Raw genomic sequence first — 22,084 nt, 5'->3', positions numbered from 1 at the left:
ATCATTGCGGCGCGCGTCTAAACTGACATCGTGGCACGGAGCATCTACATCACCTCGGCCGAAGGTCATTCCGGCAAGTCCACCATTGCGCTGGGTGTTCTCGACGCGCTGATGCGCGCGACACCGCGGGTGGGAGTCTTCCGCCCGGTTGCGCGATCCTCCGCGGAACGCGACTACGTGCTCGAGCTGCTCCTGGCTCACGACGGCGTGCACCTCGACTACGACGACTGCGTCGGCGTCACCTACGATGAGCTGCGCGATGACCCGGAGCGGGCCCTGGCGAAGATCGTCTCGCGCTTCAAAGCGGTCGAGACCCAGTGCGACTCCGTCGTGATCGTCGGCAGCGACTACACCGATGTCGCAAGCCCCGCCGAGCTCGGATTCAACGCGCGCATCGCCGCGAACCTGGGCGCACCCGTGCTGCTCGTGCTCGGCGGGCGAGACCAGCAGGCTCGCGCCGAGCAGCTGGGCACCTCCACCGCGCGCACTCCTGCGACGGTCGGTCAGATCGCAGCCCTTGCCCTGGCGGAACTGCAGACTGAGCGCGCCGAGCTGTTCGCCGTCATCGTCAACAGGGCGGATCCCGATGCGCTGCCGGCGACGATCGATGCGGTCCGCGCCGTCAAGGACAGTGTGAACCGCGAGCAGGCGAGGCCGGTGTGGGCGATTCCCGAAGACCGGATGCTCGTCGCACCGTCCATCCGCGGAGTCATCGCGGCGGTCGACGGCACGCTGATCAAGGGCGATCCCGATCTGCTCACGCGAGAAGTGCTGAGCGTGGTCGTGGCCGGAATGTCGATGGTCAACGTCCTTCCCCGGCTCACCGAAGACGCCGTGATCGTGGTGCCTGCCGACCGTACCGAGGTGCTGCTCGCGCTGCTTCTCGCCGATGCATCCGGAACTTTCCCGTCGATCGCCGGAATCATCCTCAATGGACCGTTCCCGCTCCCTGAGCCCATCGAGCGGCTGCTGGACGGACTCGCATCGCGAGTGCCGATCATCGCCACAGATCACGGCACGTACGACACCGCCGTGCGGGTGATGGGAGCACGAGGCCGCCTCGCGGCCGACTCCCGCAACCGCTACGAGCGCGCGCTCGGCCTGTTTCAGACCCACGTCGATCTCACTGAGCTGACCACGCAGGTGGGCCTCGCTGAGTCCACGGTGGTCACACCGCTGATGTTCGCGTACGGGCTGATCGAGCGCGCTCGCGCAGATCGCAAGCACATCGTTCTGCCCGAGGGAACGGATGACCGCATTCTGCGTGCCGCTGGCACGCTGATCGCGAGGGATGCCGCGGATCTCACGATCCTCGGAGACGAGGCCGAGATCCACGCCCGCGCGACGGAGCTCGGTGTCGATATCACTGCAGCGTGCATCATCAGCCCGACCGACCCCGAGTACGTGGAACGCTTCGCCGAAGAGTACGCGCGGCTTCGCGCACACAAGGGCGTCACCGTGCAGCAGGCGGCCGACACCGTCACCGACGTGTCGTACTTCGGCACGATGATGGTGCACCTCGGCCTCGCCGATGGCATGGTGTCCGGGGCGGCGCACACCACCGCACACACGATCCGGCCGTCCTTCGAGATCATCAAGACCAAGCCCGGTGTGGATGTCGTCTCCAGCGTGTTCCTGATGGCCCTCGCCGATCGGGTGCTCGTCTACGGCGACTGCGCAGTCGTGCCCGACCCCACGAGCGTCCAGCTCGCCGATATCGCGATCTCGTCCGCAGAGACAGCGCGACAGTTCGGAATCGATCCGCGAGTGGCCATGCTGTCGTATTCGACGGGGGAGTCCGGTTCCGGAGCTGACGTCGACAAGGTCCGCGAGGCGACGACTCTCGTGCGTGAGAGGGTGCCAGAGCTGCTCGTGGAAGGACCGATTCAGTACGATGCCGCAGCGGACGCTGCCGTTGCGGCGGCCAAGCTGCCGGACTCTGCAGTGGCAGGCCGCGCCACGGTGTTCATCTTCCCCGACCTCAATACGGGCAATAACACCTACAAGGCCGTGCAGCGCTCGGCGGGCGCCGTGGCGATCGGTCCCGTGCTGCAGGGCCTCAACAAGCCCATCAACGACCTCTCGCGCGGCGCGCTCGTCGATGACATCGTCAACACCGTCGTCATCACGGCGATCCAGGCCCAGGGAAGTGTCGCATGAGCGTTGTGCTCGTCATCAACAGCGGTTCATCGTCGCTGAAGTACAGCCTCATGGACATGGAGCGCGAGGTTCCCATCGGGGAAGGACTGATCGAGCGGATCGGTCAGGACACGAGTGCGATCTCGCACACCGTGCGCCGGGTGGCTGAGCCGGGGGAGCCGTCGCCGACAGTGCTCGACAGCACCTATCACCGTGAACAGCCGATCCCCGATCATGATGCGGCGATGGCCGTGATGCTCGAGCAGTTCGCCGAGCACGGCCCACAGCTTGCGGAGCATCCGCCGGTCGCTGTCGGTCACCGCGTCGTCCACGGCGGTGCGCGCTTCTTCGCCCCGACCCTGATCGACGACCTCATCGAGATCAACATCGAGGATCTCTCGGTCCTCGCACCGCTGCACAACCCCGGTGCGGTCGCGGGTATCCGCGCCGGACGACGCGCCTTCGCCGATGTGCCGCACGTGGCGATCTTCGACACCGCCTTCCATCAGACGCTCCCGCCCGCGGCCTACACGTACGCGATCGATCGCAAGATCGCCGAGCGGCACCGCATCCGCCGCTACGGCTTCCACGGCACGAGCCACAAGCACGTCTCAGAGCAGGCAGCGATCTTCCTCGATCGGCCCCTCGCCGCTCTCAAGCAGATCGTGTTCCACCTCGGCAACGGTGCATCGGTCACCGCCGTTGACGGCGGCCGCTCTGTGGAGACGTCGATGGGCTTGACCCCGCTGGAGGGGCTCGTGATGGGCACGCGCTCCGGCGACATCGACCCGGCCGTCGTCATGCACCTGAGCCGCGTCGCGCAGATGAGCACAGGCGAGATCGATGAGTTGCTGAACAAGAAGAGCGGACTCCTCGGAATGGCCGGACGCCTCGACATGCGCGACATCCTCGCCGGTGTCGATGCGGGCGAAAAGGCGGCGACGCTCGCGTTCGAGGTCTACATTCACCGACTGCGCGCGTACGCGGGCGCGTACATCGCTCAGCTCGGCGGCGTTGATGTCATCTCCTTCACCGCGGGAGTCGGCGAGAACGCCGCACGAGTGCGGGCGGAGGCCATGGCGACCCTCGGCTTCTTCGGGATCGAGATCGATCCGGCGCGCAATGAAGCCCGCGGCGGCGGCATCCGCCGGATCTCGACTGATGATTCCACCGTCGAGGTCCTCGTCGTCCCGACAGATGAAGAACTCGAGATCGCCAGGCAGGCGTACAGCCTCGCCTGAATCGGTGGGTGTCCGCGGCCAGATTCCGCGACTACGCTGGGAGACCGGCACGGAGAGATGCCGGACCGATTCTCCTTCTCGACCTCTGGAGTGCTGAGTGCCTGAGAGCTTGCCCGACCTGCGCCGCGCCGAAGGTGTGCTGTTCGATCTGGACGGTGTCCTGACCCCCACGGCCGAGGTACACATGCGTGCGTGGCAGGCGGTCTTCGATGCTGTGTTCGCACGGTGGGGCATCACCCCGCCGTATACCGACGACGACTACTACGCGTACGTCGACGGCAAGAAGCGATATGACGGCGTTGCCAGCCTCCTGCACAGTCGAAACGTCGAGATCCCGTGGGGAGAGATCAGCGATCCGCCCGAGGTCGAGACGATCTGCGGTATCGGCAACCGCAAGAACGCAGCGTTCGCAGCATCCCTGCAGGCAGAGGGCATCGCCCCTTACCCCGGGTCGCTCGCGCTGATTCAACAGCTGCAGGAGCACAGTATCCCGCAGGGGGTCGTCTCGAGCTCGAAGAACGCTGAGGAAGTTCTCGGGATCGCTCGCATCCGCGACTTCTTCACCGTCGTTGTCGATGGCCGCGTCGCTGAACGCGATGGCCTCGCATCGAAGCCTTCCGCCGACATGTTCCGTGCCGGGGCTCTCGCTCTCGGCGTGAACCCTGCCGAGAGTGTCGCGATCGAAGACGCGCTCGCCGGTGTCGCCTCTGCGGTCGCCGCAGGCTTCACCACCGTCGTGGGCGTCGATCGCGGGGTGGGGCCTGCAGCTCTCCGCGAGGCCGGCGCCACCGTTATCGTCGATGACCTCGCCCAGCTGCTGTTCGACTCGTCGCCCGACGACACTCTGGAGACCGCATGATCGATCGCGAACGCTTTCCCGTGGACCCCTGGCGCCTCACCGATACGCGCTACTCGCAAGATGGCGTCTCGGAGACGCTTTTCGCCGTCGGAAACGGCTACCTCGGTCTGCGTGGAAACCACATCGAGGGTCGCGGAGCGCACGAGCACGGCACGTTCATCAACGGGCTGCATGAGACCTGGCCGATCAGGCACGCCGAGCAGGCCTATGGCTTCGCCGAGGTGGGGCAGACGATTGTCAACGCTCCCGATGCCAAGATCATGCGCATTTACGTCGATGATGAGCCGATCTCGTTCGATGAGGCGGAGGTGCGTGATTACGAGCGCACGCTAGACATGCGCACCGGCGTCCTCACTCGCAGCTTCACCTGGGAGACGCCCTCGGGCAAGCGGATCCGCGTCTGCGATGAGCGCATGGTGAGCTTCGAAGAGCGTCACCTGGCCATCGTTCGGCTGGAGATCACGGTCGAGAACGCGGATGCTCCGGTCACGGTGAGCTGCCAGCTCCTGAACCGTCAGGACGGCGGAGATGTCTACGGCGGGGCGCCGACGGCGACGCAGAAGGCCGGCTTCGATCCGCGCAGGACCGAGAAGATCACCGAGCGCGTGCTGCTGCCCGCAGAATTCTGGCAGGACGGTCTGCGCTCGGCGCTCTCGTACCAGGTCGCCGATTCCGGGATGACGCTCGCGGTCGTCGCAGATCACATGATCACGACAGACAACGAGTTCAGCGCTCGTGCGCTCGTCGAATCGGACATCGCCAAGAACGTCTTCCGAGTGCAGGCGAAGGCCGGCATCCCGATCGCGATCACGAAGCTCGTCAGCTATCACACCTCACGCGGCGTTCCGGCACACGAGTTGGTCGATCGGTGCCGCCGGTCTCTTGACCGTGCCGCTGTCGAGGGCGTTCCCGCCCAGTTCGAGCGTCAGCGAGAGTGGCTTGACGCGTTCTGGGAGCGCTCTGACGTCGTGATCGGAGAGCGCGACGATCTGCAGCAGGCGATCCGCTGGTGTCTGTTCCAGCTCGCTCAGGCCGCGGCCCGCGCAGACGGCACAGGGGTGCCTGCCAAGGGCGTCACCGGCTCCGGGTACAGCGGGCACTATTTCTGGGACACCGAGATCTATGTGCTGCCGTTCCTGACGTACACGAGCCCGCAGTGGGCGCGAAACGCCCTGCGCGCCCGGGTGCTCATGCTTCCCGCTGCCCGGCGTCGTGCCGCCCAGCTCAACGAAGCCGGAGCGCTTTTCCCGTGGCGCACCATCAACGGCGAAGAGGCATCGGCCTATTACGCCGCAGGCACCGCGCAGTACCACATCAACGCCGACGTCAGCTTTGCGCTTGGCAAGTACGTGCGAGCGACCGGTGACGAGCACTTCATGCGCAGCGAGGGCGCCGACATCCTCGTGGAGACGGCTCGGCTCTGGGCGACGCTCGGCTTTTGGCGCGGGTCGAACGGGGATGCGAGCTTCCATATCCACGGCGTGACGGGGCCCGACGAGTACACCACGGTCGTCAATGACAACCTGTTCACCAACGTGATGGCCCGCTACAACCTGCGCTATGCATCGCGCGTCGTGCGCGAGATCCAGAAGGATGATCCGCAGGCGTACGACAGGATCGTCGAGCGCACAGGGCTGGATGCAGGAGAGCCGGATGCGTGGGACCGGGCGGCCGAGGCGATTCACATCCCGTTCAGCGAGAGCCTGGGCATCCACCCGCAGGATGCGATGTTCCTCGAGCGGGAGCTGTGGGATCTCGAGAACACCCCGGATGATCAGCGGCCGTTGCTGCTGCACTTCCACCCGCTGGTGATCTACCGGTTCCAGGTGCTCAAGCAAGCAGACGTGGTGCTGGCGCTCTTCCTGCAGGGAAACCATTTCACCGCGGCTGAGAAGAAGGCCGACTTCGACTATTACGACCCGCTGACGACGGGAGACTCCACGCTCTCCGCTGTTGTGCAGTCGATCCTGGCCGCAGAGGTCGGCTATCAGGACCTCGCCAGGGAGTACTTCGAGCAGTCGCTGTTCGTCGACCTCGGCGATCTGCACCACAACGCCGCCGACGGAGTGCACGTGGCTTCGGCAGGCGGGGTCTGGAGCGCGCTCGTGTCCGGATTCGGCGGCATGCGTGATCACGCAGGAGAACTCAGCTTCGACCCGCGTCTTCCGGTGAGCTGGCCATCGCTGTCGTTCCCCTTGCAGTGGCAGGGTTCTGCACTGCAGGTGACGATCACTCCGGGCGAGTTGCGGGTCCAGGTGCGCACGGGGGCGCCGGTGCCGTTCTCGGTGCGCGGCGTCGGATATGTGGCGACGAGGGATGCCGAGGTCACTGTGCCGCTGGCAGATCAGGGTCCCGTGGCTCCTGGACGCCCGACGCTGGGGCAGATCGAGGAGTCGCGGCGTGATGACGGAACCCGGATCTCGGCATCGCTTCCCGTGGTGACCACCACGATGCCGATCATCGGATTCGTCGAGGACTGATCCCCACGGCTGCTCTGCGTCCACAGCGACCTGCGCCGGGAAGGCCATTGTCGGCGGTACGCCGTAGGCTGTTCAGGTGACCACAGCCCTGTATCGCCGCTACCGCCCCGAAACCTTCGGAGAGATGATCGGGCAGTCGCAGGTGACCGAACCTCTGATGACTGCGCTGCGCGGTGACCGGGTCGGGCACGCGTACCTTTTCTCAGGCCCGCGTGGGTGTGGAAAGACCACGTCAGCTCGCATTCTCGCCCGCTGCCTGAACTGTGCAGAAGGCCCGACCGATACGCCGTGCGGCACCTGCCCGAGCTGCGTGGAGCTCTCGCGTTCTGGCGGAGGCTCCCTCGATGTCGTCGAGATCGACGCCGCCAGCCACAACGGCGTCGACGATGCCCGCGATCTTCGCGAGCGCGCGACCTTCGCCCCGAGCCGTGATCGCTTCAAGATCTTCATTCTCGACGAGGCGCACATGGTGACGCCACAGGGGTTCAACGCCCTGCTGAAGCTCGTCGAAGAACCTCCGGCGCACGTCAAGTTCATCTTCGCGACCACTGAACCCGACAAGGTTCTCGGCACGATCCGCTCGCGCACTCATCACTACCCGTTCCGGCTGGTTCCGCCGGCTGCGATGCTCGAATACGTCGAGAAACTCTGTGACGAAGAGGGCGTCAAAGTCGCCCAGGGCGTCCTGCCGCTGGTCGTTCGCGCAGGTGGGGGGTCACCGCGTGACACCCTGTCGCTGCTCGACCAGCTCATCGCAGGCTCTGATGGGGATCACGTCGCGTATGAGCGAGCAGTATCGCTGCTCGGCTACACGCACGGTGCGCTGCTCGACGAGATCGTCGACGCGCTCGCCGCAGGAGATGCCGCAGCCGCGTTCCCGGCGATCGACCGCGTCGTGCAGACCGGTCAAGACCCTCGTCGATTCGTCGACGACCTGCTCGAGCGTCTTCGCGACCTCATCGTCATCGCCGCGGTGGGCGATGGGGCTTCGGCCGTGCTGCGGGGTCTTGCCGAAGACGAACTCGCCCGCATGCGCGCTCAGGCAGTGGCGTTCGGCACCGCACGACTCTCCCGCACGGCTGATGTCGTCAGCGCCGCGCTGGATGACATGACCGGGGCCACGTCTCCGCGTCTGCACCTCGAACTCATGATCGCCCGCGTGCTGAGCGCCGCAGGGGAGGGCGCAGCCCCCGTGCACGCCGCGCCCGCATCCACGGCGGCATCCGCCCCGGCCCCGGCATCCGCCCCGGCCCCGGCTGCCGTCCAGGCCCCGGCTGCCGTCGCTGACACGGCACCGGTTGCAGAGCCAACACCCCCGACAGAGCCAGTTCCGGCTGCGGAATCAGCCCCGGTGCCAGAGCCTGCGGCAGTGGAGGTTCCCGCTCCGGCTCCTGTCGCCCAGACTCCGGCCTCCACCGGCCCCGTCGACATCGACCGCATCCGCGCGGCGTGGTCTGCCGTTCTCACCCACCTCGAGGGTGTCAGCCGCACATCGTGGCTGTTGGTGACGGCCGTACAGCCGCTCGACTTCGACGCGAGCACCGATGTGCTCACCGTCGGCTTCACCAGCGAGCAGGACCTCAAGAAGTTCAAGGGCGCCGTTCCAGGCAACGGCCCTTCTGATCACCTGCGGGCGGCCATCGAGCGCGAGCTCGGCGTGAAGGTCAAGTACCGGCCGGCGCAGCTGCCGCCGGCGGCCTTATCCGAGGCAGCGGCTCCCGCCCCGGTCCGCACGGCGCCCCCGCAGCCGCAGAAGACCGCGCAGTCTGCGCCGGCTGGCCCCGTCACAGACTGGGCGGTCGCGTCGATTCCGACCACGCCGGAGGCTGCCACTCCGGCCCCGCCGCAGCCGCAGTTCCCCGTCGATGAAGAGCCCGCAGAGGTCGAAGCATCCGCCCCTGTCGCTCCTCGGGATGGGCTCGTCGACACCGAGGATGCGCCGCTTCCCAGCGATGATGACGCACCGCCAGAGGATGAGCCTCCCTACCAGGCGCCGCCTTCCGCTGCTCCCGCCCCTTCCGCTGCTCCCGCAGCGCGACCCGCTGCGGCTCCGCAGGCATCTGCGCGGTCGTACTCGGCGCCTGCCGTGACAGGGCGCTCGCCCGGCGGTGTCCAGCGCTACGGAGAAGCTGTCGTCCGCCAGGTGCTCGGCGCGACATTCGTCCGTGAAGAGCCCTACGAGCCCCCGACGAGGTTCGCCTGATGTATGACGGCATCGTCCAAGAGCTCATCGACGAATTCGGGCGCCTGCCCGGCATCGGCCCGAAATCAGCGCAGCGAATCACGTTCCACATCCTGCAGACGCCGTCCTTCGACGTCGCACGCCTTGCGGAGCTGCTCACCGACGTCCGCGCACGGGTGCGGTTCTGTGAGATCTGCGGCAACGTCTCCGAGCAGGATCGCTGCGGCATCTGTCGCGACCCCCGTCGCAACCCTGCGCTGATCTGTGTCGTAGAAGACGCGAAAGACGTTTCGGCGATCGAGCGCACCAGGGAGTTCCGCGGCCTTTACCACGTGCTCGGCGGAGCGATCAGCCCGATCGCCGGTGTCGGCCCCGATGATCTGCGCATCGCGCAGCTGATGTCACGGCTCGCCGATGGCACAGTGCAAGAGGTCATCATCGCGACCAACCCCAACCTCGAGGGCGAAGCAACCGCAAGCTACCTCAGCCGACTGCTGCTCACGATGCAGATCACGGTGTCGCGCCTGGCATCAGGTCTTCCCGTCGGCGGCGACCTGGAGTACGCCGACGAAGTCACCCTCGGTCGCGCATTCGAGGGGCGGCGCACACTGTGACGTTCCCTCGTGTTCGTCGCAGTGTCGTGACGGTATGAGCGCCCAGGGAGGCTTCAGCAAGAAAGGCTGGATTCTCTTCGCCGTCATGGCGATCGTCTGGGGAATCACCTACCTGTTCATCAAAGAAGCCGTCCAATCGATCACACCGCCGGCTGTCGTTGCCGGCCGTACTCTGCTCGGCGCACTCGTGCTGCTGCCGTTCGCGATCCGCAGCGGCGCGCTGAAGGCCGCGTGGAAGCACTGGCCGTGGGTACTCACGTTCGGGCTGGTCGAGATGGCGGGACCCTTTCTGCTGCTCAGCCACGCCGAGACGCAGCTGCCCTCGGGCCTGACCGGACTCCTGGTGGCGACTGTGCCGCTGTTCGCCGTGATCATCGCCCTCACGCGCGGAGACCGCACGGCGCTCGCACCGGTGCGCCTCGGCGGGCTGCTACTCGGATTCGTGGGTGTCGCCATAGTCGTCGTGGGCCCAGGCCTCTTTCCCAGTGGGCCCGCCAGCGCCTTCGCGATCGGCGAGATCATGCTCACCGCGCTGCTCTACGCGATCGCGCCGTTCATCATCGCCCACAAACTCGCAGACGTTCCCTCGATCGGAACGATCACGCTGGCCCTGCTCGCGATCGGAATCGGCTACCTCCCCGCTGCGATGCTCACCCAGCATGAACTGCCCACGCTTCGCTCTGGTGTATCGCTTCTCCTGCTCGGCGTGATCTGCACGGCGGTCGCGTTCGTCGCCTTCTTCGCGCTGATCCGTGAAGTAGGTCCGGTGCGAGCGCCGCTGTTCACCTACGTGAATCCTGTGGTCGCGATCGTGCTCGGCACGATCTTCCTCTCCGAGCCGATCACGCCCGGATTGCTGATCGGCTTCCCCCTGATCATCCTCGGATGCTGGTTCGCCGCAACCGGCGGCCGGCTGCGCACGCGCAGAGAATCGATGCCTCCGGTTCAGACCCCCTGAGCCCGATCAGATGCCCTGAGCTCCGGTCAGCTGTCTTTGCGGATGCGGGAGGACAGCGCGAGCAGCAGCAGGACGAACCCTGCGTCGGCGCTGGTACGGCGAGTGAAGCGCGCAGGCTCGGCCTGCTCTGAGGAGCCGCGGCGGTCACATGCGGGCGCGGGCATGCGTGTCGAAAGTACAATGGCGCTTGGGCGGAAATGCCCGAAATCCCCGGGAGTGACTTTGGCCCTCATTGTGCAGAAATACGGCGGCTCATCCGTCGCCGACGCTGAGAGTATCAAACGCGTCGCCAAGCGCATTGTCGACACCAGACGTGCAGGGCACGACGTCGTCGTCGCAGTGAGCGCGATGGGGGATACGACCGACGAGCTGCTCGAGCTCGCGAACGAGGTCGCTCCCATCCCCGCTCCGCGTGAGATGGACATGCTGCTATCGAGCGGGGAGCGCATTTCGATGGCGCTGCTGGCCATGGCGATCCACTCGATGGGGTTCGATGCGCGTTCGTTCACCGGCAGCCAGGCCGGAATGATCACCGACGACCACCACGGGTCGGCACGGATCGTCGATGTCACGCCGGTCCGGCTGCGCGAAGCGCTCGACGAGGGCGCGATCGTCATCGTCGCCGGTTTCCAGGGCTTCAACCGCGACACCCGCGACATCACGACGCTCGGACGCGGCGGCTCCGACACGACGGCTGTCGCTCTCGCAGCGGCGCTGAACGCCGATGTCTGCGAGATCTACAGCGACGTCGACGGCATCTACACGGCCGACCCGCGCGTGATCCCGCGCGCGCAGAAGCTCGATCACGTCTCGAGTGAAGAGATGCTCGAGCTCGCGGCCAACGGTGCCAAGGTTCTGTACATCCGTGCTGTCGAGTTCGCACGCCGCCACGGCGTGCTCATCCACGCACGCTCGACGTTCTCGTCGAGTGAAGGCACCTACGTTCTGGGCGAGGGCATGAAGAACCCGCGCGAAGCTGAGGGAGAAATCATGGAAGAACCGATCGTCGCAGGAGTGGCCACCGACAAGGGCCAGGCCAAGATCACCGTTGTCGGCGTCCCCGATGTGCCGGGCAAGGCCGCCGAGATCTTCAAGATCGTGGCGAAGTCCGGTGCGAACGTCGACATGATCGTGCAGAATGTCTCGGCTGCAGCGACCGGCCGCGCCGACATCTCGTTCACGCTTCCCAAGGCGGATGCTTCCGCAGCGCTCAAGGCGCTCGCCGCGGAACAGGCCGAGGTGGGCTTCGGCAGCCTCATCCACGACGACCAGATCGGAAAGCTCTCGGTGGTCGGGGCGGGCATGCGCGTGCACTCCGGAGTCTCAGCGACGCTGTTCGAAGCGCTGTCGACCGCCGGCATCAACATCGAGATGATCTCGACGTCTGAGATCCGCATCTCGGTCGTGCTGCGCGACACCGACCTTGCCGACGCTGCGCGCATCGTGCACACCGCGTACGAACTGGACTCCGAGGACGAGGCCGTCGTCCACGCGGGCACCGGTCGCTGAGGTTTCGACCCTGGAGCACGGGTAGCGGTAGACTCGCCGGAACCCTGACATCGACGCCAGGCGCGGCATCCGCACCCCGACGTCGCGCCTTGTGTCTTGCTTGCATCACTGCACGACGCCAAGGACACTCTTATGACTCGCATCTCCGATAGCGGACACTCCGTCGCCATTGTCGGCGCCACCGGCCAGGTAGGCACCGTCATGCGCGAGATTCTTGTTGAGCGCTCGTTCCCGATCCGCGAGCTGCGGCTGTTCTCGTCGGCGCGCTCTGCGGGCACCTCGATCGATTTCGGCGGCACCTCGGTCATCGTCGAAGATGTCGAGACAGCTGACCCAGCGGGTATCGAGATCGCGCTGTTCTCGGCGGGTGCGACCGCGAGCCGCGCGTATGCAGACCGTTTCGCGGCGGCCGGAGCCGTCGTGATCGACAACTCCAGCGCATGGCGCGGCGACCCCGAGATTCCGCTCGTGGTCAGCGAGGTCAATCCACACGCGATCGATGAGCGCCCTCGCGGCATCATCGCGAACCCGAACTGCACCACCATGGCAATCATGCCGGTCCTCGGACCCCTCGCTGTCGCCGCGGGGCTTGAGCGACTCATCGTCTCGACCTACCAGGCGGTCTCAGGGTCCGGACTGGCAGGCGCCCAGGAACTTCTCGGTCAGGTCGAGGGAGTTCTCGCCCAGGGCGACACTCTGCGCCTGGTTCACGATGGCTCGTCGGTCGATTTCCCCGAGCCCGACAAGTACGTCGCCCCGATCGCCTTCGACGTCATCCCGTTGGCGGGAGCTGTCGTCGATGACGGTCTCAACGAGACCGACGAAGAGAAGAAGCTCCGAAACGAGAGCCGCAAGATCCTCGAGCTGCCCGACCTCCGTGTCGCAGGCACCTGCGTGCGCGTGCCGGTCTTCACCGGCCACTCGCTGTCGATCCACGCGGAGTTCCGCGACGACATCACACCCGAGAAGGCTCGTGAGATCCTGGCATCCGCGCCCGGCGTCGTCCTCGAAGAAGTGCCGACCCCGCTGTATGCGGCAGGCAAGGACCCGAGCTTCGTCGGCCGCATCCGCGCCGATCAGTCCGCGCCCGAGAACAAGGGCCTCGTGCTGTTCGTCAGCAACGACAACCTTCGCAAGGGTGCAGCGCTCAACGCTGTGCAGATCGCCGAGATCGTCGCAGAGCGCCTCGCACCCTGATACCTCGAAAACCGGCGCGGACGCGGCGTCCAGCGCCGGTTCGGGGGATCGCGATAGGCGAACTAGGATGGTCGGGTGACTGAATCCGTCGACGTCGTCCTCATCGGTGGTGGCATCATGAGTGCCACGCTCGGCACTCTGCTGCACGAATTGCAGCCGGATTGGAAGATCGTCGCCTTCGAGCGGCTTTCCGATGTCGGCCAGGAGAGCTCGAACCCGTGGAACAACGCGGGCACCGGTCATGCGGCGCTCTGCGAGCTGAACTACATGCCGAAGAACGAGAATGGGCCGCTCGACCCCGCCAAGGCGATCTCGATCAACGAGCAGTTCCAGCAGAGTCGTCAGTTCTGGACGTCCCTGGTCGAGAAGGGCGTGCTCGATGCGCCCTCCACGTTCATCAACGCCACCCCGCACATGACCTTCGTGCGCGGTGAGAAGGACGTCGCCTATCTCAAGGACCGTTACGAGGTTCTGAAGAAGGAACCTCTTTTCGAGGGCATCGAGTACAGCGACGATTCGCGTGTCATCAACCAGTGGGCGCCGCTGCTCATGCAGAAGCGACGCAAGGGCGAGCCCTTCGCCGCCACGCGGGTGCCCGCGGGCACCGATGTCGATTTCGGCGCGCTCACGCACCAGCTCTTCGATCATCTGTCGGATGCTGGGGTCGAGCTGCGCACCAACCACGAGGTCCGCTCGCTGAAGAAGCAGAAGGACGGCAGCTGGCAGATCAAGTATCGCAACAGCCTCGGACGCACTCCAGGCAGCATCAACGCGAAGTTCGTCTTCGTCGGTGCGGGCGGTTGGGCTCTGAAACTGCTGCAGAACTCTGGAATCCCCGAAATCGAGGGCTACGGCGTCTTCCCGATCGGCGGTCAGTTCCTGAAGACCTCGAACCCCGCCGTAGTTGCTCAGCACAAGGCGAAGGTCTACTCGCAGGCATCCGTCGGCGCCCCGCCGATGTCTGTGCCGCACCTCGATACCCGCGTCGTCGACGGTGAGTCCTCTCTGCTGTTCGGACCCTTCGCGACGTTCAGTCCGAAGTTCCTCAAGAACGGCTCGATGCTCGACATCGTCTCCCAGGTGCGCACGCACAACCTGTGGCCCATGCTGCGCGTCGCCTTTGCGAACCCCGACCTGATCACGTACCTCCTCGGCGAGCTGACGAAGACTCACCGCAAGAAGGTCGACAGCCTGCGCATCTTCATGCCGACGGCGAAGGACGAGGACTGGACGATCATCCAGGCAGGCCAGCGTGCACAGGTCATGAAGAAGGATGCCAAGAAGGGCGGCGTGCTGCAGTTCGGCACTGAAGTCGTCTCTGCTGCTGATGGCTCGATCGCAGGCCTCCTCGGCGCATCCCCCGGCGCATCGACGGCAGTGCCGATCATGCTCGGACTGCTCAAGAAGTGCTTCCCCGAGCAGTATTCGGGCTGGGAGCCCACGCTGCGCGACCTCATCCCCACGTACGGTCAGACGCTCAACGACAACCCAGCGGTGGCTGATGAGTCGATGTCGCAGACGGCTGCCGCCCTCGATATCTCGAGGTGATCGAGGGCAGTGGCGAAGCTCTACTTCCGCTACGGGGCGATGAACTCCGGCAAGTCCACAGCACTGCTGCAGGTCGCCTACAACTACGAGGAGCGGGGCCAGCGCGTTCTGCTCGCCAAGCCTGAGATCGACACCAAGGGTGCCTCGCAGATCGAGAGCCGCTTGGGCATGACCCGGGAAGTCGACTTTCTGATCCCCTCGGGCGGTGATGCCCGCGCGCTCTTCGATGGCGAACGACAGCGGGTGCAGCAGAGCGCTGCCGAAGACGCGAGCGCCGCGGACCCCGTCGATGTCGCGTGCCTGCTCATCGACGAAGCGCAGTTCCTCACTGCCGGTCAGGTCGATGATCTGTTCCGCATCGCGGTGGACGACGGTATCCCAGTGATAGCGTTCGGCATCCGCAATGATTTCCGCACCCACGCTTTTCCCGGCTCGGCGCGGCTCCTGGCGATCTCGCACTCGCTGGAAGAGATGAAGACCATCTGCCGCTGCGGACGCAAGGCGGTGTTCAACGGCCGTGTCGTCGACGGGCGCTTCGTCTTCGACGGCGACCAGGTCGCGATCGATGAGGCAGCGGCTGGGGGAGCCCCGGCCGACGTGGTCACCTACGAGTCTCTCTGCGGGCACTGCTACCTCGAGGAGTCCGGCGGCCGCCTGGGCTGAGCCAGCGCACCTTCAGGTCGCAATTTATGCCGGTATGGGCGTCCGTAAGCGGCGTCTTTCGCGACTCGAACGCCGAAGCGCACCCTTCTTGCGTGGTCAGACCACACGTTGTACGCTGTGGTCTGACCACAGGAGCATCGCATGTCCGCAAACGCAGAGCAACGAGCATGGCAGCTCGTTCTTGAGCACATCGAACAGTGCTTCCTCGACGCCAGGCTCGGGCCCGGCGACCGGCTCCCCTCAGAACGCGAGCTCGCGGCCCAGCTGGGGGTGGGGCGCTCGAGCGTCCGCGAGGCGTTCCGGGTTCTGGAGATCATCGGGCTGATTCGCACGTCGAGCGGCTCCGGGCCCTCATCTGGGGCGATCGTGATCGCTACGCCCTCAGACGGCCTCTCCGTGCTCATGCGACTGCAGGTGGCCGCACGGGCCTTCCCGCTGGCAGATGTCGTGCAGACACGTCTCGTGCTCGAGGATGCCGTTGCGGCGTCTCTCGCATCGAACGACATCAGGGACCTGTCTGAGCCGCGTCGCCTCCTCGACGCAATGGATGCCGATGACCTGAGCGCCGAGGACTTCCTTGCTCTTGACGCGCAGTTCCATCTGTCTCTCGCGGAGTCGAGCGGGAACGTCGTGATCACGGCGATGATGGCGGGGTTGCGTACGGCGATCGAGTCGTATGTGCTCGACGCCTCTACCCGGATCGATGGCTGGGATGCCATGACGGCGCGCCTGCGCGCCGAACATCGCGACATCGTCGCGGCTTTCGAGGCAGCAGATGCGGATGCTGCGCGCCGTCGCGTCCGCGACCACATCACGACTTACTACCGGGCGAGCGGTATGACCGCGAGCACGGGCAAGAACGACTGAAAGGCACTCATGGTCCAGCGACAGCTCCCGAATCCTGCAGAGCTCCTCGAACTGATGAAGTTCAAAAAGCCCGAGCTCAATGGGCGAAGACGACGCCTGCAGGGTGCGCTCACCATCAACGACCTGCGCACGATCGCCAAGCGCCGCACGCCGAAGGCAGCCTTCGACTACACCGACGGCTCTGCGGAGGGAGAGATCTCGCTCACTCGCGCTCGGCAGGCGTTCGAGGATGTGGAGTTTCACCCCGGTATCCTCAGGCCCGCACCCGACGTCGACACGAGCGTCGAGATCCTCGGCGGGCCCAGCGCGCTTCCCTTCGGCATCGCGCCCACCGGATTCACGCGACTGATGCAGACCGAGGGGGAGATCGCGGGTGCGGGAGCAGCAGCGGCCGCTGGCATCCCGTTCACCCTGTCGACGCTGGGCACCACCTCGATCGAAGGTGTGAAAGCGGCGACCCTTCGAGAGCCTCAGGGATCGGTTCCGCCGAGAAACTGGTTCCAGCTGTATGTCATGCGCGATCGCGAGATCTCCTACGAACTGACTCGCCGTGCAGCCGCCGCTGGGTTCGACACCCTGCACTTCACCGTCGACACCCCGGTCGCCGGCGCCCGGCTGCGCGACAAGCGCAACGGCTTCAGCATTCCGCCGCAGCTCACTCTCAACACGATCATCAATGCGATTCCGCGTCCGTGGTGGTGGTTCGACTTCCTCACAACGCCCACGCTTGAGTTCGCATCTCTCAGCACCACTGGCGGAACAGTCGGTGAGCTGCTCGATGCCGCAATGGACCCCACGATCAGTTACGAAGACCTCGCCATCATCCGGGATCTGTGGCCAGGGAAGATCGTCATCAAGGGCGTGCAGAACGTCGAGGATGCCGTGCGCCTGCGCGATGAGGGCGTCGACGGCATCGTCCTCTCGAACCACGGCGGCCGTCAACTCGACCGCGCCCCGATCCCGTTCCATCTTCTGCCATCGGTGCGGCGGGCAGTGGGCGACGAATTCACCGTGATGATCGACACCGGAATCATGAACGGCGCTGACATCGTCGCATCTGTCGCACTCGGCGCAGACTTCACTCTGATCGGCCGCGCATACCTGTACGGGCTGATGGCGGGCGGGCGAGAGGGTGTCGATCGCGCGATCGAGATCCTGCGCTCTGAGATCGAGAGGACCATGCGTCTGCTCGGCGTTGCCTCACTCGCCGAGCTCGAGCCCTCGCACGTCACCCAGCTGCAGCGGCTGACGCCGATCGCCAGGGTCGCCGCGGACGCCGCCTCTCGCTAGACGAGCTGCAGCGTCGGCAGCAGACCGTCGAGCTCTGAGGCCGTGTCTTCCCAGCCGGTGACGGCGATCGAGCGGACGCCGAGCGCGCGCACCGGGTAGTCGTTGCCGCCGACGTCGAGCCGGTCGCCGTAGAACAGCATGTCGGAGAGCGGGATACCGGTGTGCTCGGCGAGAGCCGTCATGCCGTAAGCCTTGTCGATGCCAGCGCGGGTGATGTCGATCGAGGTTGAGCCTCCTGCGCGCACCTCGAGAGCGGGGACGCGGGCGGCGACAGCATCGCGAAGGCGCAGGCGCTTCTCACCGGAGGGATCCCATGCGTGCTTCGCATCGCCAGGGGCCTGCTGGCCTAGCGCCGAGAAGGTGATCTGCGAGCCGCGGTCCTCGAGGATGTCGCCCCATGGGTTCGACTCCCACAGGCCGAGGCGCTCTGCCTCCTCGCGCAGTGCGCCGACGGCGGAGGACTTCTCCTCTTCGGAGAGATCGTGAGCGTAGATCGCGGTGAAGTCAGAGCCGTCGTGGCGCAGGTAGCGGGTTCCGCAGGTGGGCAGCAGGTGCAGACGTGCGAGTTCTGTCGGACTCGCGTCACCGAGCTGCGCGATCACCTGTGCGCGGAACTGCGTCTCGTTGCCTCCGGAGATGATCGCGACGTCGACGACACGCAGGAGTGCGCGCAGGTGGGCAGCGATGCGAGGAGAGATCGCACTCTTGGAGGGCGCGAGCGTATCGTCCAGGTCGAATGCGACAAGTCGGGGGATGCTCATGATTCCTCCAGGATATGGAAGAAGGCCGCCCCGGAGGGCGGCCTTCTTGCAACTGGTCGGGGTGACAGGATTTGAACCTGCGGCCTCTTCGTCCCGAACGAAGCGCGCTACCAAGCTGCGCCACACCCCGTTGCAACCGTTTGAGTCTACAGGGAAAAACTCGCTGCACCGAATCGAGGGGAGTGCTCAGATCAGGTGGGCGTGTCCCGTGCAGTCAGAGTCAGAAGAGTGGCCTCTGGGCGGCAGGCGAAACGGACGGGCGCGTAGATCGAGTGGCCGCAACCGGCGCTGACATTGAGCGGGATGCTGTGTCCGCTGTGACTCCACGTGCTCAGACCCTTGGCCTGCTTCAACGGAATATCGCAGTTCGCCACCAGTGCGCCGTAGAACGGCAGACAGACTTGCCCTCCGTGCGTGTGCCCGCCGAAGATCGCCTGTGCGCCGAGGTCGGTGAACCGGTTCAGCACGCGCTGGTACGGGGCATGGGTGACACCGAGCAGGGGAGTTGCGGCATCCCTGCTGCCGAGGGCCGCGATGGCGGTCGGGAGAACGTCCAGATCGTCCCAATCGCGATGGGCATCGTTGACGCCGAAGACGTCGACGTCGCGATCGCCGACACGCACCCGTGCGGCGGCATTGTTCAGATCTGCCCAGCCGAGCTCGTCGCGGAGGAATGCGTCGAGCGCATCGGTGTCGAGTCGTTCTGGTTCTGCATGTCGAGCAGAGGGCCCGGAGAAGTACCGAAACGGATTGCGCGGCGTGGGGCCGTGCACATCGTTGGATCCGTGGACGAACACGCCGGGAATGCCGGCGAAGGGCTCGAACGCCCGGCGGATGCCGTCAAGCCCGTCGCGATGGCCGAGATTGTCACCCGTGTTGACGATGAGATCCGGTTCGAGGGGGGCGAGCGATGCCAACCAGTCCTGCTTGCGACGCTGCCACGGGGCCATGTGCGCGTCTGAGAGGTGCAGAACGCGCAGCGGTGCAGAACCAGGCGGGAGCGCTGCAGCGGTGACCTCTCGGACCGTGAACAGGTAGCGTTCGATTCCGAATCCCCACACGGCGCACGCGGCCCCCACTGCCCCCACTGCGCCGAGCGCGATGAGGGCAGGGTGGGGTGTGCGGTTGGGCGTCACGTGCACGTGAGGGCCACGGTCGCCGTCTTGTTCACGGCGGTACCAGCGGCTGGCGACATCGAGACGATCTTCGCGTCGTCCGCATTGCAAGAAGGATGCTGGCTCACATTGTTGAATCCGGCCGCGTGGAGAGCATCCACGGCAGCTTTCGCCTTCTGGCCGACCACGTCGGGCAGCGCTGCGGCCTGACCGTTGCTCGGCGAGATCGTCACGCTCGTGCCCGCGCTGACCTGACCCGCACCTGGGTCCTGTGCAGCGACGATGCCAGGGGCGAGATCACTGTCGACAGGAGCGCCGACGTTCACCGAGAAACCTGCGCGCTCCAGCGTGCTGGTCGCGTCCTCCACTGGCAGTCCGACCACGCTAGGGAGATCCACGAGCACGCGGCGGATGAGGTTCTGGTCGGGGGCAGGGAATTCGTCTCCGCCGCCGAGCAGGGCATCAGCTGCGGCCTGCATATCGCGGGCTACGTCGTAACGGATGTTCTGCAGCTCGTTGCCGTTGAACCATTCGCCCCAGATGTTGGCGTCACCCTGCCAGCGGCCGACGAACACGGCGGTTGCGGCTTTGGTGCTGGACTCGATCATCATCGTCGAGTACTCATTGTGCGATCCGGTCTTGCCGAGCAGGGGAGTGCCGTCCCAAGGGTTGGCATCCGCACCCGTTCCGCCACGCTCCATCACGCCCTGGAGAGCGTAGGCGGCGGTGGCAGCGACCTCGGGAGAGATCACCTGCGAGCAGGACGTCGTCGGAACCGGGAGTTCCTCGCCCTTCTGGTTGAGCACGCGGTCGATCGCGACCGGGGAGCAGTAGACGCCCTTGTTCGCGACCGTGGCGTAGGCGCCGGCCATGTCGAGCGGCGAGATGTACTTCGAACCCAGCACGTCGAAGGGAACGTTCTGATCCGTCGTCTTGCCGCCGTTGCCGAGGGTGACTCCCATGCGGTCGGCGACCTTGTTGATGTCGCAGATGTCGAGCTTGGATGCCATCGCGAAGTATCCGGAGTTCAACGAGTCGCGGGTGAAGCGCATGGGGGTGCCGGTGTACCCGGAGACGCCGTTGAAGTTTCCGACCTCTTCAGTGTCGAAGTCCCACTTGGAGCCGGTGCAGGACGCTTTCATCTTCATCGTCTGGTTGCGGCCGTTGATCGACTCGTTGACGGAGTGGCCCGTCTCGAGCCAGTCAATCAGGGTGAAGATCTTGTAGGACGACCCGACCGGGAATCCAGCGGAACCGCCGTGCGCGGCGTCTGAGGCGAACACGAGGCTCGTGTAGGCCTGGTCGTCGGTCGCGGTCTCCTGGAAGATCGTGTTCTGCGTCATCGCGAGGATTCGGCCGGTGGCCGGCTCGATGGTGACGCCAGCCGCACCGAAGTACTGGTTGTCGTAGTTCGGCGGAACGCGGTCTCGCAGAGCGGCGACTGCCGGGTCCTGAACGCGAAGGTCGAGAGTGGTGTAGATCTGCAGGCCGTCGCGGTAGAGGGCCTTAGTGCGCTCCTGAGGGGTGTCGCCGAATGCCGGATCACTGAGCACGACCGTCTTGACGTACTGGCAGAAGTACGCGTTGTTGTTCGCTGCGGTACAGCCCTGCGACGGCGGCGTGATGGCGGGTGTGATCGGCGAAGCATCCGCTTCATCGAACTGCGCCTGGGTGATCTTTCCGTCGGTCAGCATGCGGCCGAGCACGTAGTCACGACGTTGAAGCGTGAGGCTGTAGCCGTCGTCAGCACCGTTGACGGCGGCCCCCTCGCTGTTGGTCAGCGTTCCGCCCGGTCGGTCGATGCGGTACGTGTTCGGGTTCTGCACGATGCCGGCGAGGGTCGCGGCCTGTGCGACCGTGAGGTTCGCAGCGGTGGTGCTGAAGTAGTAGTTCGCCGCGGCTTCGATGCCGTATACCGTTCCGCCGAAGCTGGCGATGTTTAGGTATCCGAGCAGGATCTCGTTCTTCGAGTAGTCCTTCTCGATCTGGATCGCGTAGCGCATCTCCTGCAGCTTGCGCTCGACGCCGTCGGCGCCGGTGGCATTGGTGGCGTCCAGCCAGCACTGCGCGATCTTGTCGGAGTAGTCCTCGGCTCCTGGAAGCACGCCCTGCTCGCACTGCTGCACGAGAACGTTCTTGACGTACTGCTGGCTGATCGTTGACGCACCACGCGTGGAGGTGCCGCGGACGTTGTCTACGAGGGCCTTGACAGTGGCGCCGAGGTTGATGCCGCCGTGCTCGTAGAAGCCCTTGTCCTCACTGGAGAGGATCGCGTCATAGACCACGGGATTGACCTGGTCGAAGGTGACCTGGGTGCGGTTCTGGTCGAAGAACGTCGCCTGTGGCACGGGGTTTCCGTCGCCGCCGATCGCGTAAATCGTGCTCGGCTCCATGGGGGCGTCGATCTCGAGGTACGACGGCAGCTTCTCGAACAGGTCGAGGGCTTGGGATCCTGCGGCACCTGCGACGGCCAGCGCGGGGGTCACCGTGGCAGTCACCAGGATGCCGGCGATGGCGCTGAGCCCGACGAGTCCGAGGAGACCGCCGAGCACACCTGTCGCCGTGCGATTCTTCTGAGGCATACGCTAGATCGTAGGGGAGTTCCCTGAATACCGCCTTTGACGTCGACGTTGTCAGCGTCTTCGGTATCCGTGACAAGAC

The 22,084-nt window shown here is 65.6% G+C and carries 17 protein-coding genes and 1 tRNA gene; 13 read left to right on the top strand and 5 right to left on the bottom strand.

Annotated elements, in window-relative coordinates; genetic code table 11:
* Positions 1 to 30: 30 nt before the first annotated feature.
* The 7 genes from pta (at position 31) to ACTU6V_RS14150 (ending at position 10,473) form a co-directional block, all read left to right on the top strand.
* Entirely contained in the window at positions 31 to 2,160 is a 2,130-nt protein-coding gene (pta, locus tag ACTU6V_RS14180) for a phosphate acetyltransferase (protein WP_443469209.1), read from the top strand.
* Positions 2,157 to 3,380, top strand: coding sequence for an acetate/propionate family kinase (locus ACTU6V_RS14175; protein WP_443469208.1), 1,224 nt, complete (start codon positions 2,157 to 2,159; stop codon positions 3,378 to 3,380). Before pta ends, ACTU6V_RS14175 begins: the two co-directional genes overlap by 4 nt.
* A 97-nt stretch (positions 3,381 to 3,477) precedes the next feature.
* Complete coding sequence (locus tag ACTU6V_RS14170; protein WP_443469207.1) at positions 3,478 to 4,239, top strand: HAD family hydrolase; 762 nt, start codon at positions 3,478 to 3,480, stop codon at positions 4,237 to 4,239.
* The gene (locus tag ACTU6V_RS14165; protein ID WP_443469206.1) at positions 4,236 to 6,719 is read left to right on the top strand and encodes a glycoside hydrolase family 65 protein; all 2,484 of its coding nucleotides are present in this window, start codon (positions 4,236 to 4,238) and stop codon (positions 6,717 to 6,719) included. The genes ACTU6V_RS14170 and ACTU6V_RS14165 overlap by 4 nt, the downstream gene beginning before the upstream one ends.
* Before the next feature lie 76 nt (positions 6,720 to 6,795).
* Positions 6,796 to 8,922, top strand: coding sequence for a DNA polymerase III subunit gamma and tau (locus ACTU6V_RS14160; protein WP_443475887.1), 2,127 nt, complete (start codon positions 6,796 to 6,798; stop codon positions 8,920 to 8,922).
* Positions 8,922 to 9,515 carry a recombination mediator RecR gene (gene recR, locus ACTU6V_RS14155; RefSeq protein ID WP_443475886.1) on the top strand — a complete coding sequence of 198 codons (594 nt, stop codon included), beginning with the start codon at positions 8,922 to 8,924 and terminating at the stop codon, positions 9,513 to 9,515. The genes ACTU6V_RS14160 and recR overlap by 1 nt, the downstream gene beginning before the upstream one ends.
* A 34-nt stretch (positions 9,516 to 9,549) precedes the next feature.
* Positions 9,550 to 10,473: a DMT family transporter gene (locus ACTU6V_RS14150; RefSeq protein WP_443469203.1), complete on the top strand. Its 924-nt coding sequence runs from the start codon at positions 9,550 to 9,552 to the stop codon at positions 10,471 to 10,473.
* A gap of 26 nt (positions 10,474 to 10,499) precedes the next feature.
* Here the strand turns inward: ACTU6V_RS14150 and ACTU6V_RS14145 are convergent, their stop codons facing one another.
* Positions 10,500 to 10,637 carry a hypothetical protein gene (locus tag ACTU6V_RS14145; RefSeq protein WP_443469202.1) on the bottom strand — a complete coding sequence of 46 codons (138 nt, stop codon included), beginning with the start codon at positions 10,635 to 10,637 and terminating at the stop codon, positions 10,500 to 10,502.
* A gap of 58 nt (positions 10,638 to 10,695) precedes the next feature.
* Here ACTU6V_RS14145 and ACTU6V_RS14140 point away from each other — a divergent pair, with 58 nt between their 5' ends.
* From ACTU6V_RS14140 to ACTU6V_RS14115, 6 genes are all read left to right on the top strand, one after another.
* Positions 10,696 to 11,982 carry an aspartate kinase gene (locus ACTU6V_RS14140; RefSeq protein ID WP_443469201.1) on the top strand — a complete coding sequence of 429 codons (1,287 nt, stop codon included), beginning with the start codon at positions 10,696 to 10,698 and terminating at the stop codon, positions 11,980 to 11,982.
* Between the two features lie 132 nt (positions 11,983 to 12,114).
* Positions 12,115 to 13,179 carry an aspartate-semialdehyde dehydrogenase gene (locus ACTU6V_RS14135; protein WP_443475885.1) on the top strand — a complete coding sequence of 355 codons (1,065 nt, stop codon included), beginning with the start codon at positions 12,115 to 12,117 and terminating at the stop codon, positions 13,177 to 13,179.
* Between the two features lie 117 nt (positions 13,180 to 13,296).
* Positions 13,297 to 14,727: a malate dehydrogenase (quinone) gene (gene mqo, locus ACTU6V_RS14130; RefSeq protein WP_443475901.1), complete on the top strand. Its 1,431-nt coding sequence runs from the start codon at positions 13,297 to 13,299 to the stop codon at positions 14,725 to 14,727.
* A 9-nt stretch (positions 14,728 to 14,736) separates the two neighbouring features.
* A complete protein-coding gene (locus tag ACTU6V_RS14125; protein WP_443475884.1) occupies positions 14,737 to 15,390 on the top strand; it encodes a thymidine kinase in 654 nt (217 codons plus the stop codon).
* Between the two features lie 141 nt (positions 15,391 to 15,531).
* Complete coding sequence (locus tag ACTU6V_RS14120; RefSeq protein WP_443469198.1) at positions 15,532 to 16,257, top strand: FadR/GntR family transcriptional regulator; 726 nt, start codon at positions 15,532 to 15,534, stop codon at positions 16,255 to 16,257.
* A 9-nt stretch (positions 16,258 to 16,266) separates the two neighbouring features.
* Complete coding sequence (locus ACTU6V_RS14115; protein ID WP_443475883.1) at positions 16,267 to 17,547, top strand: alpha-hydroxy acid oxidase; 1,281 nt, start codon at positions 16,267 to 16,269, stop codon at positions 17,545 to 17,547.
* On the opposite strand, the gene ACTU6V_RS14110 is transcribed toward ACTU6V_RS14115, so the two are convergent.
* The 4 genes from ACTU6V_RS14110 to ACTU6V_RS14095 all read right to left on the bottom strand — a co-directional run bounded on the left by ACTU6V_RS14110 (position 17,544) and on the right by ACTU6V_RS14095 (position 22,005).
* On the bottom strand, positions 17,544 to 18,308 hold the full coding sequence (locus ACTU6V_RS14110; protein WP_443475882.1) for an HAD-IIB family hydrolase: 765 nt from the start codon (positions 18,306 to 18,308) through the stop codon (positions 17,544 to 17,546). The genes ACTU6V_RS14115 and ACTU6V_RS14110 overlap by 4 nt on opposite strands.
* Before the next feature lie 53 nt (positions 18,309 to 18,361).
* Positions 18,362 to 18,438, bottom strand: a tRNA-Pro gene (locus tag ACTU6V_RS14105).
* A 61-nt stretch (positions 18,439 to 18,499) separates the two neighbouring features.
* Positions 18,500 to 19,444: a metallophosphoesterase gene (locus ACTU6V_RS14100; RefSeq protein WP_443469241.1), complete on the bottom strand. Its 945-nt coding sequence runs from the start codon at positions 19,442 to 19,444 to the stop codon at positions 18,500 to 18,502.
* Positions 19,441 to 22,005: a transglycosylase domain-containing protein gene (locus tag ACTU6V_RS14095; protein WP_443469195.1), complete on the bottom strand. Its 2,565-nt coding sequence runs from the start codon at positions 22,003 to 22,005 to the stop codon at positions 19,441 to 19,443. The genes ACTU6V_RS14100 and ACTU6V_RS14095 overlap by 4 nt, the downstream gene beginning before the upstream one ends.
* Positions 22,006 to 22,084: the final 79 nt, after the last annotated feature.

The organism is Microbacterium zouquanmingi (assembly GCF_052266675.1).
GTDB lineage: Bacteria > Actinomycetota > Actinomycetes > Actinomycetales > Microbacteriaceae > Microbacterium.
The sequence above is the reverse complement of the archived record's forward strand: the minus strand, read 5'-3'. Positions and strand labels throughout refer to the sequence as shown.

Excerpts from the sequence above, each read along its gene's own strand:
- ACTU6V_RS14175 (WP_443469208.1), top strand. The coding sequence starts at position 2,157 with ATGAGCGTTGTGCTCGTCATCAACAGCGGTTCATCGTCGCTGAAGTAC.
- ACTU6V_RS14165 (WP_443469206.1), top strand. The coding sequence starts at position 4,236 with ATGATCGATCGCGAACGCTTTCCCGTGGACCCCTGGCGCCTCACCGAT.
- recR (WP_443475886.1), top strand. The coding sequence starts at position 8,922 with ATGTATGACGGCATCGTCCAAGAGCTCATCGACGAATTCGGGCGCCTG.
- ACTU6V_RS14150 (WP_443469203.1), top strand. The coding sequence starts at position 9,550 with ATGAGCGCCCAGGGAGGCTTCAGCAAGAAAGGCTGGATTCTCTTCGCC.
- ACTU6V_RS14145 (WP_443469202.1), bottom strand. The coding sequence starts at position 10,637 with ATGCCCGCGCCCGCATGTGACCGCCGCGGCTCCTCAGAGCAGGCCGAG.
- ACTU6V_RS14135 (WP_443475885.1), top strand. The coding sequence starts at position 12,115 with ATGACTCGCATCTCCGATAGCGGACACTCCGTCGCCATTGTCGGCGCC.
- mqo (WP_443475901.1), top strand. The coding sequence starts at position 13,297 with ATGAGTGCCACGCTCGGCACTCTGCTGCACGAATTGCAGCCGGATTGG.
- ACTU6V_RS14120 (WP_443469198.1), top strand. The coding sequence starts at position 15,532 with ATGTCCGCAAACGCAGAGCAACGAGCATGGCAGCTCGTTCTTGAGCAC.
- ACTU6V_RS14115 (WP_443475883.1), top strand. The coding sequence starts at position 16,267 with ATGGTCCAGCGACAGCTCCCGAATCCTGCAGAGCTCCTCGAACTGATG.
- ACTU6V_RS14110 (WP_443475882.1), bottom strand. The coding sequence starts at position 18,308 with ATGAGCATCCCCCGACTTGTCGCATTCGACCTGGACGATACGCTCGCG.
- ACTU6V_RS14095 (WP_443469195.1), bottom strand. The coding sequence starts at position 22,005 with ATGCCTCAGAAGAATCGCACGGCGACAGGTGTGCTCGGCGGTCTCCTC.